The sequence below is a fragment of the Pseudomonas muyukensis genome (genome assembly GCF_019139535.1).
GTDB lineage: Bacteria > Pseudomonadota > Gammaproteobacteria > Pseudomonadales > Pseudomonadaceae > Aquipseudomonas > Aquipseudomonas muyukensis.
The window spans coordinates 410,455-425,710 of record NZ_CP077073.1; the positions used below are offsets into that span (position 1 = coordinate 410,455).

At 64.6% G+C, this 15,256-nt stretch carries 12 protein-coding genes; 1 reads left to right on the plus strand and 11 read right to left on the minus strand.

What is annotated here, in order from left to right; genetic code table 11:
* Window positions 1–75 precede the first annotated feature (75 nt).
* From KSS95_RS01935 to KSS95_RS01955, 5 genes are all read right to left on the minus strand, one after another.
* Window positions 76–1,083 (minus strand): sulfate ABC transporter substrate-binding protein, encoded by a 1,008-nt coding sequence (locus tag KSS95_RS01935; protein WP_217851167.1) that lies wholly within the window; start codon window positions 1,081–1,083, stop codon window positions 76–78.
* A 47-nt stretch (window positions 1,084–1,130) separates the two neighbouring features.
* Window positions 1,131–1,313, minus strand: a complete 183-nt coding sequence (oscA, locus tag KSS95_RS01940; protein ID WP_134688907.1) for a sulfur starvation response protein OscA — start codon at window positions 1,311–1,313, stop codon at window positions 1,131–1,133.
* 263 nt (window positions 1,314–1,576) lie between these two features.
* Window positions 1,577–4,642, minus strand: a complete 3,066-nt coding sequence (locus KSS95_RS01945; protein WP_217851169.1) for an efflux RND transporter permease subunit — start codon at window positions 4,640–4,642, stop codon at window positions 1,577–1,579.
* On the minus strand, window positions 4,639–5,706 hold the full coding sequence (locus tag KSS95_RS01950) for an efflux RND transporter periplasmic adaptor subunit (protein WP_217851171.1): 1,068 nt from the start codon (window positions 5,704–5,706) through the stop codon (window positions 4,639–4,641). The genes KSS95_RS01945 and KSS95_RS01950 overlap by 4 nt, the downstream gene beginning before the upstream one ends.
* Window positions 5,703–6,791 (minus strand): efflux RND transporter periplasmic adaptor subunit, encoded by a 1,089-nt coding sequence (locus tag KSS95_RS01955; RefSeq protein ID WP_217851173.1) that lies wholly within the window; start codon window positions 6,789–6,791, stop codon window positions 5,703–5,705. The genes KSS95_RS01950 and KSS95_RS01955 overlap by 4 nt, the downstream gene beginning before the upstream one ends.
* A gap of 142 nt (window positions 6,792–6,933) precedes the next feature.
* Between KSS95_RS01955 and KSS95_RS01960 the strand changes: the two genes are divergently transcribed.
* Window positions 6,934–8,100 (plus strand): AAA family ATPase, encoded by a 1,167-nt coding sequence (locus KSS95_RS01960; protein ID WP_217851175.1) that lies wholly within the window; start codon window positions 6,934–6,936, stop codon window positions 8,098–8,100.
* Window positions 8,101–8,212: 112 nt separating this feature from the next.
* Here the strand turns inward: KSS95_RS01960 and KSS95_RS01965 are convergent, their stop codons facing one another.
* The 6 genes from KSS95_RS01965 to KSS95_RS01990 all read right to left on the minus strand — a co-directional run bounded on the left by KSS95_RS01965 (window position 8,213) and on the right by KSS95_RS01990 (window position 15,247).
* A complete protein-coding gene (locus tag KSS95_RS01965; RefSeq protein WP_217851177.1) occupies window positions 8,213–9,106 on the minus strand; it encodes an ABC transporter permease subunit in 894 nt (297 codons plus the stop codon).
* The gene (locus KSS95_RS01970; protein WP_177414182.1) at window positions 9,103–9,984 is read right to left on the minus strand and encodes an ABC transporter permease subunit; all 882 of its coding nucleotides are present in this window, start codon (window positions 9,982–9,984) and stop codon (window positions 9,103–9,105) included. Before KSS95_RS01970 ends, KSS95_RS01965 begins: the two co-directional genes overlap by 4 nt.
* A gap of 35 nt (window positions 9,985–10,019) precedes the next feature.
* Window positions 10,020–11,162 (minus strand): polyamine ABC transporter ATP-binding protein, encoded by a 1,143-nt coding sequence (gene potA / locus KSS95_RS01975; RefSeq protein ID WP_134688914.1) that lies wholly within the window; start codon window positions 11,160–11,162, stop codon window positions 10,020–10,022.
* Window positions 11,163–11,219: 57 nt separating this feature from the next.
* Window positions 11,220–12,314 carry a polyamine ABC transporter substrate-binding protein gene (locus KSS95_RS01980; protein WP_217851179.1) on the minus strand — a complete coding sequence of 365 codons (1,095 nt, stop codon included), beginning with the start codon at window positions 12,312–12,314 and terminating at the stop codon, window positions 11,220–11,222.
* A 161-nt stretch (window positions 12,315–12,475) separates the two neighbouring features.
* Entirely contained in the window at window positions 12,476–13,573 is a 1,098-nt protein-coding gene (locus KSS95_RS01985) for a polyamine ABC transporter substrate-binding protein (RefSeq protein WP_217851181.1), read from the minus strand.
* A 312-nt stretch (window positions 13,574–13,885) separates the two neighbouring features.
* Window positions 13,886–15,247: an aspartate aminotransferase family protein gene (locus KSS95_RS01990; RefSeq protein WP_217851183.1), complete on the minus strand. Its 1,362-nt coding sequence runs from the start codon at window positions 15,245–15,247 to the stop codon at window positions 13,886–13,888.
* Window positions 15,248–15,256: the final 9 nt, after the last annotated feature.

Below are 15,256 nucleotides of genomic sequence, written 5' to 3' on the forward strand. Positions count from 1 at the left end.
GGGGATCGCGGATTCTTGTAGGAGCGGCCTTGTGTCGCGAAAGGGCCGCACAGCGGCCCCGCTTCTCCATACCGCTTACTGTGCCTGATAGATCTGATCAAACACCCCACCGTCATTGAAGAACTTCGGTTGTGCAGTCTTCCAGCCGCCGAAGTCCTTGTCGATGGTCACCAGGTCCAGTTTCGGGAACTGCTTGCCGAATTCGGCGGCAACCTTCTCGTCACGCGGGCGGTAGAAGTTCTCGGCGGCGATCTTCTGCCCGGCTGGGCTGTACAGGTGCTTGAGGTACTCGGTGGCGATCGCGGTATTGCCCTTCTTCTCGGCGTTCTTGTCCACCACCGCCACCGGCGGCTCGGCCAGGATCGACAGCGACGGCACGACGATCTCGAACTTGTCGCCGCCGCCGTCTTCCTTCAGCGCCAGGAAGGCTTCGTTTTCCCAGGCCAGCAGCACATCGCCCTGGCCGTTGTTGACGAAGGTGATGGTCGAGCCACGGGCACCGGTGTCCAGCACCGGCACATGCTTGAACAGCGCCTGCACGTATTCCTTGGCCTTGTCTTCGCTGCCGCCGGTCTTCAGGCCGTAGGCCCAGGCGGCGAGGAAGTTCCAGCGGGCGCCACCGGAGGTTTTCGGGTTGGGGGTGATCACCGAGACGTCCGGCTTGATCAGGTCGCCCCAGTCCTTGATGCCTTTCGGGTTGCCCTTGCGCACCAGGAACACGATGGTCGAGGTGTACGGCGTGCTCGCCTGCGGCAGGCGCTTCTGCCAGTCCTCGGGCAAGGTTTTGCCGAGCTTGGCGATCTCGTCGATGTCACCGGCCAGGGCCAGGGTCACCACATCGGCACGCAGGCCGTCGATCACCGCCCGGCCCTGCTTGCCGGAGCCGCCGTGGGATTGCTGGATCTTCACCTTGTCGCCCGGGTGGGTGGCCTGCCAGTGCTGGATGAACTCGGCGTTGTACTGCTGGTACAGCTCGCGGGTCGGGTCGTAGGACACGTTCAGCAGTTCGTAGTCCTTGGCGATCGCGGAACCGGCAAAAACAGCGCTGGCCAGGGCGGCCAGGGCATAACGGCGGATGGACATGGTGAAGCTCCCGATTGGCATTTTTCTAGTTTTGAAGTGATGCGGTATCAGCCGGACTTGTTGCCGGGCTGCTGCAGGCGGAACTTCTCCTTGCGTTCGATCTGCACCACCTGGGCGTTGTGCACGGTGATCTCCACCGCGCCGAAGCGCAGGTCGCGCAGGGCACTCTGGATTTCCCGCAGGATGGTGGTTTCGTCCTGACCGTCGATGCTGCGCAGAGATGCACTCATGCTCGTTCTCCTGTGAGTAAGGGTGCCGGGCAGAGGTTCTGAAGGGGATTTGCGCCTGGCGTGAAAGCCATACTAGAGAGGCGCGGATATTCTTAAAAATACTGTTTAAGAATGTTTATATAACCAACGATGAGCAGCATTCCTGTAGGAGCGGCCTCGTGTCGCGAAAGGGCTGCGCGGCAGCCCCAGGATCTCTGCATCATGCAGGACTGCCGGGGCTGCTGCGCAGCCCTTTCGCGACGCAAGGCCGCTCCTACAGGGGGTCAGTGTTGGGTTTTGGCGGTGTGCTCCGGCTCGCGGATCTTGTACCAGGCCACATACAGCGCCGGCAGGAACAGCAGCGTCAGCAGCGTTGCACTGATGATGCCGCCGATCATGGCGTAGGCCATCGGCCCCCAGAACACTTCCCGGGCGATGGGGATCATGCCCAGGCTCGCCGCCGCGGCCGTCAGCAAGATCGGCCGGCGCCGGTGGTTGGTAGCCTCGACCACCGCGTCCCAGGGGGCGAAGCCCTGCGCCTCGAACTCGTCGATCTGGGTCACCAGGATCACCGAGTTGCGGATGATGATGCCGATCAGCGCGAGGATCCCGAGGATCGCCACGAACCCCATCGGCGTGCCCGTGGGCACCAGCGCCAGGACTACGCCGATCAGCCCCAGCGGCGCCACGCTGACCACCAGGAACAGCTTCTGCACGCTGTGCAGCTGGATCATCAGGAAGGTCGCCATCAGGAACAGCATCAACGGCACCACCTGGCGAATCGGCCCCTGGGCCTTGGCGCTCTCCTCCACGGTGCCGCCGGTGGCCACCTCGTAGCCGGCGGGCAGCTGGCTGGCGAATTTATCGATATCCGGCTTGAGCTGGGCCACCAGGTCGGTGGGCTGGATCTCGCCGTTGACCGAGGCCTTGATGGTGATGGTCGGCTTGCGGTCGCGGCGCCACACCAGCGGCTGCTCCAGCTCGTAGCGCACGGTGGCGAAGGCCAGCAGCGGAATCGAGGTGCCGTTGGGGCTGACGATCTGCAGGTTCTGCAGGGTATCGGGCGAGCCGCGCTCGCTGTCCTCGGCACGGGCGACCACGTTGACCAGGTAGATGTTGTCGTTGACCTGGGTGATCGGCACGCCGCTGACGATGCTGTTCATCACGTTGGCCACGTCCTCGGACGACAGCCCGAGCTGGCGCGCCTTGTCCTGGGCGATCTCGACCCGCAGCACTTTGCCCGGCTCGTTCCAGTCGTAGATCATCTCGCCGATGTGCTCGTTCTGGTCGAGCAGGGTGGCCAGGTCGATGGCGTGCTTGCGCACCTGGTCGATGTCCTTGCCGCTGACCCGGTACTGGATCGGCCGGCCCACCGGCGGGCCCATTTCCAGCGACTGGACGTTGGTGCCGATGCCGACGAAGTCCCGGGTCAGGCGCTCCTGCAGGCGCTGCATCAGCCCGCCACGCTGCTCCAGGCCCTTGCTGACGATGACGAACTGGGCGTAGTAGGGGTTCTGCAGTTGCTGGTCCAGGGGCAGGTAGAAGCGGATTGCGCCCTGGCCGATGTAGGTGCTCCAGCTGACGATGTCCGGGTCGTCCTTGAAGGTGGCCTCGAAGCGGTCGACCACCTTGCGCGTCTCCTCGATCGAGGCGTTCTGCGGCAGGTTGAGGTCGACGAGGATTTCCGGACGGTCCGACGACGGGAAGAACTGGTTCTGCACGAAGCGCATGCCCACCACCGACAGCACGAACAGCACGATGGTGCCGATCACCGTCACCCAGCGGTGGCGCAGGCACCACAGCAGGCCATGCTCGAACGCGCGCCCCACCCGTCCCGGTTCGGCCTCGTGGGCCTTGAGCTTCTTGCTGTCGAGAATGTGCACGCCCAGCACCGGGGCGAAGAACACCGCGACGATCCACGACACCAGCAGCGCCACGGCGATCACCGCGAACAGGGTGAAGGTGTACTCGCCCGCGGAGCTGGCGTTCAGGCCGATCGGCACGAAGCCGGCCACGGTCACCAGGGTGCCGGTGAGCATGGGGAAGGCGGTGGAGGTATAGGCGAAGGTCGCCGCCTGCTCCTTGGTCTCGCCCATTTCCAGGCGCGTGACCATCACCTCCACGGTGATCATCGCGTCATCCACCAGCAGGCCCAGGGCAATGATCAGCGCGCCGAGGGAAATCCGCTGCATGGTGATGTCGGTGTATTCCATGAACACGAACACCATGGCCAGCACCAGCGGGATCGAGCAGGCCACCACCAGCCCGGCGCGCACCCCCAGGCTGACGAAGCTCACCACCAGCACGATCACCACGGCCTCGAACAGCGCGCTGGTAAAGCCACCCACCGCCTGCTTGACCACCACCGCCTGGTCGGAAACGGTATGCACCTCCACGCCCACCGGCAGGTCGTTGGTGATCTGGTCCATGCGCTCGCGCAGCAGTTTGCCGAACACCTGCATGTTGCCGCCGGCCTTCATGCCGATGGCCAGGCCGATGGCGGTCTGGCCGTTGTAGCGGAACATCGGCGACGGCGGGTCGACGTAGCCACGCTCGATGTCGGCCAAATCGGCCAGGCGGAAGAAGCGGTCGTTGATGCGCAGGTTGACGGTTTCCAGGTCCTTCTCCGAGGCGAACTGCCCGGTGGTGCGCACCGAGATGCGCTCGGGCCCGGCCTCGATCACCCCTGCCGGGGTCACCGCGTTCTGCGCCTGCAAGGCCTGCATCACCTGGCTCTGGTCGATGCCGAAAGAGGCCAGCTTGCGGGTCGAGAAGTTCAGGTAGAGCACTTCGTCCTGGGTGCCGATCAACTCGATCTTGCCGATATTGGGCACATCGCGTACCTCGGCGCGCACCTGCTCCACATAGTCACGCAGTTGGCGCAGGGTCAGGCCGTCGGAGGTGAAACCGTAGATCGAGCCGTAGACGTCGCCGAATTCGTCGTTGAAGCCCGGGCCCTGGATGCCCTTGGGGAACTGGCCGCTGATGTCCTGGATCTTCTTGCGCACCTGGTACCAGATTTCCGGGATGTCCTTGGCCTTGGTGGTGTCGCGCAGGTACACATAGACCGTGGACTCGCCCGGCCGGGTATAGCTTTTCACGTAGTCGAGCGAGTCCAGCTCCTCGAGTTTCTTCTCGATGCGGTCGGTGACCTGCAGCAGGGTCTCGTCCTGGGTCGCCCCCGGCCAGCGGGTCTGGATGACCATGGTCTTGATGGTGAACGAGGGGTCTTCCTCGCGGCCCAGGTTGAGGTAGGAGAACACCCCCATCACCAGGCTGACGGCCATCAGGTACCAGACGAACGACTGGTGCCGCAGCGCCCACTCGGACAGGTTGAAGCTTCCTTTCATCGTGCGTCCTCGTCGAAGGTGACCTTCTGGCCGGGCTTGAGGATGTTGACGCCAGCGGTAACCACCCGCTCGCCGGGCTGCACGCCGCCCGCCAGGACGATGCGCTGCTCGTCACGCTCCAGCAGTTGCACGTCGCGGGTGGCGACCGTCTTGTGCTGCGGGTCGACCACCCACACCTGGGTCTTGCCGTCGCGCTCCAGCAGGGCGGTGCGCGGCAGTTCGCTGCGCGGGCTGACCGCCGAGCTCAGGGTCACGCTGACGGCGGTGCCGAGGTGGAAGGTATCCGGGGTGCTGGCCAGGGTCAGGCGCGCGCGCCGGGTACGCGTGGTGGCGTCGGCCTGGGGCTCCAGCTCGCGCAGGGTGGCGGTGGTGCTGATGCTCGGCTCCAGCTGCAGGGCGACGGTGAAGGTCAGGTCCTTGCTCAGTTGCTCGGCCAGGTAGGTGGGCAGGTCGATCACTGCCTCCTTGACATCGGGCCGGGCCAGGGTGACCACCGCCTGGCCGGCACTGACGGTCTGCCCGGCTTCGGCCTGCCAGGCGGTGACCACGGCGGCGTGGTCGGTGCCCAGGGTGCTGTAGTCGAGCTGGTCACGGGCCTGGCTGACCGCCGAGCGCGCCTGCTCCAGCGCGGCACCGGTGGTCTTCAGGTTGGTCTGGGCAATGTCCAGCTGGGCCTGGGCCCCCACGCCGCGGTCGTACAGCTGCTGCTGGCGGCGGGCGTCGGCCTGGGCATTGATCCACTGCGCCTGGACCTTGGCCAGGTCGCCCTCGGCGGCGCGCAACTGGTTCTGCTGGTCGGTCGGGTCGAGGGTGGCCAGGGTATCGCCGGGCTTCACCTGGGCGCCGACATCGACCCAGCGCCGGGCGATGCGCCCTGAGACGCGAAAGCCCAAGGTGCTCTCGAAGCGTGCCTGGATGGTCCCGGCAAAGCGCCCCAGTTGTGCCTGCATTTGGGGTTCGACCAGGGTGGAAAGCACTGGCCGGATCGGTTCGGCCTGTTCCTTGTCGCTGCCACACGCGGCCAGCAGCAAGGCGGCTGGCAGCAGGATCATCAGGCGGTTCATTGCGCACCTCCGGCGTCCCGGGCGTCGATCTTCTGCACCTGCATGCCCGGGTGCAGCAACTGGGCGCCGCCAACCACCACGGTCTCGCCGCCCTTCACGCCCTCGGCGATCACCACCTTGCCGGTCAGGTAGCGCCCCACCTGGACCTTGCGCAACTCGACCTTGTCGCCCTCGCCCACTACCCACACCGCCGGTTCGTGCAACGCCTTGGTCAGCGCCGCCCACGGCAGCTCGATGCTTGGCCGGCTCTGGGCATTGGTCGCGGCGGTGACCGGCGAGCCGAGCTGCATGCCCGCCGGCACGTCGCGCAGGGCCACCTTGATCTGCACCGTGCCGCTCTGCGCCGACACGGTCGGGGTGATCTCGCGCACATGGCCCTTGGCCTGGATCTTCGGGTCGTCGAGCAGGCTGACCGTCACCCCTTCATCGCTCGGCCCGCCCACCAGCAGGGATTCATAGACGTTGAACACCGCATCGCGGTCGCCGTCCACGGCCAGGCTGAAGATCGGCATGGTCGCCTGCACCACCTGGCCGACCTCGGCCTGGCGCGCGGTGATCACGCCGTCCGCCTCGGACACCAGCGCGGTGTAGCTCAACTGTTCGTTGGCATTGGCCAACTGCGCCTGGGCAGCCTTGAGCGCGCTCTGGCTGCTGCGCAGGGCGGCTTCGGCGGCGTCGTACTCGCTCTGGCTGGTGTAGCCCTTGGGCAGCAGTTTTTGCTGGCGGACGAACGCGGCGCTGGTCTGGGTGACGCGCGCCTGCTCGGCGAACACCTCGGCCTTGGCCGAGTCGACGTTGTTCTGCAGGTCTTTTGGGTCCAGCCGCGCCAGCACCTGGTTGGCCTTGACGTGGTCGCCCACATCGACGCTGCGGGAAATGATCTTGCCGCCCACGCGGAACGACAAGTCGGTCTGTACCCGCGCCTGAACGTCGCCGGTCAAGGTGACCCTGGCGGCGAAGTCGGTGGGCTTGACCTGTTGCACCACGACCCGCGGCAACGCCGGGGCGGCTTCTTCCTGGCTACAGCCCGACAGCATGAACAGCAGCCCCAGGCAAACGACCATCGGCGGACGCGTTACCGTCATGCAGGCTCCTTTGCTTCTTCGAATGGTGGGAGGGACGCGATTGAAAGCGTAGATCAGGGATCGACAAACGGCATTGACCGGGGTTCAACAAAGCGCAGCGGGATCGGCGATACTGCCAGCCAACCGCTCAAGGACGCCGCCGATGCTGACTACCCTGGCCATTGCCAACTACCGCTCGATCAACCAGCTGGTGCTGCCGCTGGGGCGGTTGAACCTGATTACCGGTGCCAATGGCAGCGGCAAGTCCAACCTCTACAAGGCCCTGCGCCTGCTGGCCGAGACAGCCCGCGGCGGCGTGGTCAACGCCCTGGCGGCCGAGGGTGGGCTGGAGTCGACGTTCTGGGCGGGCCCCGAGAAAATCAGCCGGCGCATGCTCAGTGGCGAGGTGCCCGTCGAAGGCGGCCCGCGCCAGCAGGCCAGGCGCCTGAAGATGGGCTTCACCGGCGAGGACTTCGGCTACGCCATCAGCCTCGGCCTGCCCGAGCCAAGCCGCTCCATGTTCGCCCTCGACCCGCAGATCAAGCAGGAGACCATCTGGGCCGGCGCGCTATGCCGCCCGGCCAGCCAGCTGGTGCAGCGCAACGCAGCGATGGTCAAAGCGCGCGATGGCCGCCAGTGGCAGGTGCTGCAGCAGCACATGACCGAGTTCGACAGCCTGTTCGACCAGGTCGGCAGCCTGCAAGGCTCGCCAGAAGTGCTGCATCTGCGCGAACAGATTCGCAGCTGGCGCTTCTACGACCACTTCAGGACCGACGCCGAAGCACCGGCCCGCCAGGCACGGCTGGGCACTCGCACCCCGGTGCTGCACCACGATGGCCGCGACCTTGCCGCCGCCTTGCAGACCATCGACGAGATCGGCGACCTGCAGGCGCTGCAGGAGGCGGTTGGCGATGCCTTCCCCGGCGCCCGGCTGACCATCGACGCCCAGCCCGGCGGCCTGTTCAGCCTACGCTTTCACCAGGCCGGGTTGCTGCGCCCGCTGAGCGCCGCGGAACTGTCCGACGGCACCTTGCGCTACCTGTTGCTGGTGGCCGCCCTGCTCACCCCGCGCCCACCCAGCATGATGGTGCTCAACGAGCCGGAGACCAGCCTGCATCCGGACCTGCTGCCGGCGCTGGCACGGCTGATCCGCCGCGCGGCGCGGCACTGCCAGGTGTGGGTGGTGTCGCACGCGCCGCGGCTGGTGGCGGCACTGGAGGAGGACGACGACTGCAATTCGATCCACCTGGAGAAGACCCTGGGGCAGACCGGGATCGTCGGCCAGGGCATGCTCGACGAACCGGCCTGGTACTGGCCGGATCAGGGCTGATCAGACGCAAGCCGCAGGAGCCAGCCTTGCTGGCGAGCCAGGCACCGCGGTGCATGGCACCGGCTATGCCGGTGTTCGCCGGCAAGGCCGGCTCCTGCGCTAATCCCCTGGTTCAGGCCTGCGCTGCGGCCGGGGCCGGGCGACGGGCCTGGGGCTGCGACACGTTCGCCGCGGCGCCCTCTTCGATCGCCTGCTGGATTGCCCGGCGGCGGCGCTCTTCGGCCTGGCGGCTGAAGTACCAGACCAGGAAGGTCACCAGCGACACCGACAGCAGGATCAAGCTGGCCACGGCGTTGATCTCCGGCTTCACACCCAGGCGCACGGCCGAGAACACCTCCATCGGCAGGGTGGTCGAACCAGGGCCGGAGACGAAGCTCGCCAGCACCAGGTCATCCAGCGACAGGGCGAACGACATCATGCCGCCCGCCGCCAGCGACGGCGCGATCATCGGGATGGTGATCAGGAAGAACACCTTCCACGGCTTGGCGCCCAGGTCCATGGCCGCCTCTTCGATGGACAGGTCCAGCTCGCGCAGGCGCGCCGACACCACCACCGCCACATAGGCGGCGCAGAACGTGGTGTGGGCGATCCAGATGGTGACGATGCCGCGCTCCTGCGGCCAGCCGATCATCTGCGCCATGGCCACGAACAGCAGCAACAGCGACAGACCGGTGATCACCTCGGGCATCACCAACGGCGCGGTGACCAGGCCGCCGAACAGCGTGCGGCCCTTGAAGCGGGTGACCCGGGTCAGCACGAAGGCCGCCAGGGTACCCAGCGCCACCGCCGCCACCGCGGTGTACAGGGCGATCTCCAGCGAGCGCATCACCGAGCCCATCAGCTGCGAGTTGTCGAGCAGGCCGACGTACCACTTCACCGACCAGCCGCCCCACACCGTCACCAGCTTCGAGGCGTTGAACGAGTAGATCACCAGGATCAGCATCGGCAGGTAGATGAACAGCAAGCCGAGCACCAGCATCAGCTTGGAGAAACTGAAGCGTTTCATGCGCGGCCCTCCATTTCTTTGGCCTGGCTACGGTTGAACAGCAGGATCGGCACGATCAGGATCGCCAGCATCACCACCGCCAGGGCGGAGGCCACCGGCCAGTCGCGGTTGTTGAAGAACTCCTGCCACAGCACTTTACCGATCATCAGGGTTTCCGGGCCGCCGAGCAGCTCAGGGATGACGAACTCGCCCACCACCGGAATGAACACCAGCATGCAGCCGGCGATGATGCCGTTCTTCGACAGCGGCACGGTGATCTTCCAGAAGCTGTTGAAGGTGCTCGACCCCAGGTCCGAGGCGGCCTCGAGCAGGCTTTCGTCGTGTTTCACCAGGTTGGCGTACAACGGCAGGATCATGAACGGCAGGTACGAGTAGACCACGCCGATATACACCGCCAGGTTGGTGTTGAGGATCTGCAACGGCTGGTCGATCAGCCCCAGCCACAACAGGAAGCTGTTGAGCAGCCCGTTGTTGCTGAGGATGCCCATCCAGGCATAGACACGGATCAGGATCGCGGTCCAGGTCGGCATCATGATCAGCAGCAGCAGGACCGTCTGCGATTCCTTGCGGGCCTTGGAGATGGCGTAGGCCATCGGGTAGCCGATCAACAGGCACAGCAAGGTGCTGAAGAACGCCACCTTCAACGAGCCGAGGTAGGCCGAGATATACAGCTCGTCCTCGGTGAGCAGGCCGTAGTTGGCCAGGTTCAGCACCAACTGGATCTTGCTTTCGACGTAGGTGTAGATCTCGGTGTACGGCGGGATCGCCACGTCGGCTTCGGCGAAGCTGATCTTCAACACGATGAAGAACGGCAGCATGAAGAACAGGAACAGCCAGATGAACGGCACGCCGATCACCAGGTGCCGTCCCTCCGGCACGATGCGCTGGAACGCTCGCTTGAGCTTGCGCAGCTTCATGACCGCAGTACCACGCCGCTGTCGTCTTCCCACCACACATAGACTTCGTCGTCCCAGGTCGGGCGGGTGCCCTGGCGCTCGGCGTTGGCGACGAACGACTGGACGATCTTGCCGGTGGGCAGCTCGACGTAGAACACCGAGTGGCCGCCGAGGTAGGCGATGTCGTGGACCTTGCCGCGCGACCAGTTGTGCTCGAACTCAGGCTGGGTGGTGGTGACCAGCAGCTTTTCCGGGCGCAGGGCATAGGTGATGTGCTTGTCCTCGACCGAGGTGGTGACCCCGTGGCCGACGTAGATCTTGCGCTCCAGCTCCGGGCTGGCAATGATCGCGTGGCCTTCGGCGTCGTCGATCACTTCACCTTCGAACAGGTTGACGTTGCCGATGAACTCGCAGACCAGGCGGCTGGTCGGCGTTTCGTAGATATCCACAGGCGAGCCGATCTGGGCGATCCAGCCCAGGTGCATGATGGCGATGCGCTGGGCCATGGTCATGGCCTCTTCCTGGTCGTGGGTCACCATCACGCAGGTCACGCCCACGCGTTCGATGATCTCGACCAGTTCAAGCTGCATCTGCGAGCGCAGCTTCTTGTCCAGCGCGCCCATCGGCTCGTCGAGCAGCAGCAGCTTGGGACGCTTGGCCAGCGAACGGGCCAGGGCCACGCGCTGGCGCTGGCCACCGGACAGCTGGTGCGGCTTGCGCTTGGCGTACTGGGTCATGTGCACCAGCTTGAGCATCTCGGCCACGCGGGCGTCGATCTCGGCCTTGGGCATCCGGTCCTGCTGCAGGCCGAAGGCGATGTTCTGCGCCACGGTCATGTGCGGGAACAGCGCGTAGGACTGGAACATCATGTTGATCGGCCGCTCGTAGGGCGGCATGTCGGTGATGTCGACGCCATCGAGGAAAATCCGCCCTTCGGTCGGGCGCTCGAAGCCGGCCAGCATGCGCAGCAAGGTGGACTTGCCGGAACCGGAGCCACCCAGCAGGGCGAAGATCTCGCCCTTGCGGATTTCCAGGGACACATCGTCCACGGCTACCGTTTCGTCGAACTTTTTCGTGACCCGGTCGATCTTGACCAGCACCTGCTTGGGTTGCTGGCCACCCTCGAGGGCTTTCTTATAGGCACCGGAGGCAACTGCCATGAGTGAAACTCCCAACAAGATTTGTGTGCCCGCCGCTGCGCTGGCGGGCCTGGATTGTTACTTGCCCGACTTGACCTTGGTCCAGCTGCGGGTCATCAAACGTTGCACCTTGGGTGGCAACTCGGCGTTGACGAACATCTTGTCCAGCACTTCCTGCGGTGGGTAAACCGCGGCGTCAGTCCTCACGGCCTGGTCCATCAGGTCGCCAGCCTTGGGGTTCGGGTTGGCGTAACCGACGTAATCACTGACCTGGGCGATCACCTCAGGCTTCAGCAAATAGTTGATGAAGGCGTGCGCCTGCTTGACGTTGCGGGCGTCCTTGGGGATCGCCAGCACATCGAACCAGAGGTTGCCGCCCTCCTTGGGAATGGCGTAGGCCAGCTTCACGCCCTTCTTCGCTTCTTCGGCGCGGGCCTTGGCCTGGAACACGTCGCCGGAGAAACCGGCGGCCACGCAGATGTCGCCGTTGGCCAGATCGGTGATGTATTTCGAGGAGTGGAAGTAGGTCACGTAGGGACGTACCGCCTGCAGTTTCTGCTCGGCCGCCTGGTAGTCCTTGGGGTTGCTGCTGTTGGGGTCCAGCCCCATGTAGTTGAGCACCGCCGGCAGCATTTCGTCGGCCGAGTCGAGGAAGGCCACGCCGCACTTGTTGAGCTTCTTCATGTTCTCGGGCTCGAACAGCACCGCCCAGGAATCGATCTTGTCGATGCCCAGCGCCTCCTTGACCTTGTCGACGTTGTAGCCGATGCCATTGGTGCCCCACAGGTAGGGGACGGCGTACTGGTTGCCCGGATCGTTCTTCTCCAGACGCTTCATCAGCGACGGGTCGAGGTTGGCATAGTTGGGCAGCAGCTCACGGTCGAGCTTCTGGAACGCGCCCGCCTTGATCTGCTTGCCAAGGAAATGGTTGGTCGGCACGACCACGTCATAGCCGCTGCGCCCGGCCAGCAACTTGCCTTCCAGCGTGTCGTTGCTGTCGAACACGTCGTAGCGGGGCTCGATGCCGGTTTCCTTCTGGAAATCGGCGAGGGTGGTAGGGCCGACATAGTCGGACCAGTTGTAGATGTGCACCGTGGGCGCCGCTTGGACGCTGCAAGCCAGCGTCAGGCCCGCTCCGGCCATCAAGGCCTGGCGAAAAACAGAAATAGACAAGTGGGTGGTCCTCACAATCAGTGCCTTTGCGGGCAGTAGAACTCGGCCGCACACGCAAAACCGGCGCGCAACTTACCTTCACGGCGTGGATGCCGCAAACTTATTTGCCTCAAGCGCCCTCCAGGCCGGCAAACCCCGACCCAGAGGGCCCTGCATCGGGCTTACTTGCCCGACTTGATCTTGGTCCAGCTGCGGGTGATCACACGCTGGGCAGCAGCCTCGGGGGCGGCGATCGCGTACAGCTGTTTCTTCACCTCGGCCGGCGGGTAGATGCTCGGGTCGCTGGTGATGTCCTTGTCGACGAACGCGGTGGCGGCCTTGTTGCCGTTCGGGAAGCGCACGGCGTTGGTGATCTCGGCCATGACTTCAGGCTGCATCAGGAAGTCCATGAACTTGTAGGCGGCGTCCTTGTGCTCGGCATCCTTGGGGATGGCGACCATGTCGTAGAAGGTACCGGCGCCTTCTTTCGGAATGATGTAGTCCAGTTTGACCTTGTCGCCGGCTTCGTGGGCACGGGCCTTGGACTGCTCCAGGTCGCCCGAGTAACCGACGGCCAGGCAGATGTTGCCGTTGGCCAGGTCACCGATGTACTTGGAGGAATGGAAGTAGGTGATCGAAGGACGGATGCTCAGGAACAGGTCCTCGGCGGCCTTCAGGTCTTCTTTCTTGGTGCTGTTGCTCGGCTTGCCCAGGTAGTGCAGGGCGGCCGGAAGCATTTCGGTGGGCGCATCGAGGAAGCTCACGCCGCAGCTCTTGAGCTTGGCGATGTTCTCGGGCTTGAATACCACGTCCCACGAGTCGATCTTGTCCACGCCGAGCACGGCCTTGACCTTCTCCGGGTTGTAGCCGATGCCGATGGAGCCCCACATGTACGGGAAGGCGTGCTTGTTGCCGGGGTCGCTGGCATCGCCGACGGCCTTGAGCAGGTCTTCGTCGAGGTTCTTCCAGTTGGGCAGCTTGGAGCGGTCCAGCTCCTCGTAGACGCCGGCCTTGATCTGCTTGGCCAGGAAGTTGTTGGACGGCACCACGATGTCGTAGCCCGACTTGCCGGCCAGCAACTTGGCTTCCAAGGTTTCGTTGCTGTCGAACACGTCGTACTTGACCTTGATGCCGGACTGCTTCTCGAACTTGGCGATGGTGTCCGGCGCGATGTAGTCCGACCAGTTGTAGACGTTCAACACCTTGTCTTCAGCCTGAACAGCGGTGGCCATGGCACCCATCAGGGCGGCGGCCAGCAGCGTCTTGCCCAATTTCTTCATGCGTTATGCTCCAGAATTTATTATCAAGCCATCTGTTCAGCAGCCAGGTCCCACGGGTCACGCGCTGGGCGACTGAAACAGCCGTTAGTCTGGCAAGTTACAAGGCGCTGTTTCAACAAAAGCAGCACCTGTAACGGACTTAATGTCACCTCGCCAGCCTAGGGTACGCACGTAAAGTGCCTGCGCGGTGCCCATGCTGCGTTGAAAACAGCCTCGGAATGCTCATTGACTACAGTCAACTGCGCTCCCTCGGCTGTTTTCGCCTTGCCTGACCACCGCTCGGCGACTTTACGTACATACCCTAGCAGACCGTCATTTGATCGCTTCGTACGTCAAATCCAGGCACTTGCGCGCCTTTTCCACCAGTTCGTCCACCTCTTGGCGGCTAATCACCAGCGGCGGCGCGATGATCATGGTGTCGCCCACCGCGCGCATGATCAGGCCGTTGTCGAAGCAGAAGTTGCGGCAGATCATGCCCACGCCCTTGCCCTCGTAACGGCTGCGGGTGGCCTTGTCCTTGACCAGCTCGATCGCGCCGAGCAGGCCCAGGCCGCGCACCTCGCCCACCAGTGGGTGGTCCTGCAGCTCACGCAGACGTTTTTGCAAGTAAGGTGCCACCTCGCTGCGGGCCTTCTCGACGATCTGCTCGTCACGCAGGATGCGCAGGTTCTCCAGGCCCACCGCCGCCGCCACCGGGTGGCCGGAGTAGGTGAAGCCGTGGTTGAAGTCGCCGCCTTCGCTGAGCACCTGGGCCACTTTGTCACGCACGATCACACCGCCCATGGGGATGTAACCGGAGGTCAGGCCCTTGGCGATGGTCATCAGGTCGGGGGCCAGGTCGTAGTAGTCGCAGCCGAACCACTCGCCGGTGCGGCCAAAGCCGCAGATCACTTCGTCGGCGACGAACAGGATGTCGTACTTGGCAAGGATCTCCTTGACCTTCGGCCAGTAGGTCTCTGGCGGGATGATCACGCCGCCGGCGCCCTGGATCGGCTCGGCGATGAAGGCGGCGACGTTGTCCTCGCCGACTTCGAGAATTTTCTTTTCCAACTGTTCGGCCGCCCACACGCCGAAGGCGTCCGGGGTCATCTCGCCACCTTCGCCGAACCAGTACGGCTGCGGGATGTGCACGATGCCCGGGATCGGCAGGCCGCCCTGCTCGTGCATGCCGCTCATGCCGCCCAGGCTGGCGCCGGCCACGGTGGAGCCGTGGTAGCCGTTGATGCGCCCGATGATGGTCTGCTTGCTCGGCTTGCCCTTGAGCGCCCAGTAGTGGCGGACCATGCGCAGCACGGTGTCGTTGCCTTCGGAGCCGGAGCCGGTGAAGAACACATGGGTCATGCCCTTGGGCGCCACCTCGCTGATCGCCTTGGCCAGCTCCAGCGCCGGCGGGTGGGCGGTCTGGAAGAACAGGTTGTAGTACGGCAGCTCGCGCATCTGTTTTTCCGCCGCCTGCACCAGCTCTTCCCGGCCATAGCCGACCGCCACGCACCACAGGCCGGCCATGCCGTCGAGGATCTTGTGCCCCTCGCTGTCCCACAAATGCACACCCTGGGCCTTGGTGATGATGCGCGGCCCCTTGTCCTTCAGCTGCTTGTAGTCACTGAACGGAGCCAGGTGGTGCTCGCCGCTGAGGGCTTGCCATTCACGGGTTTGCGGGTTGTTGACGCTCATGTGCCTCTC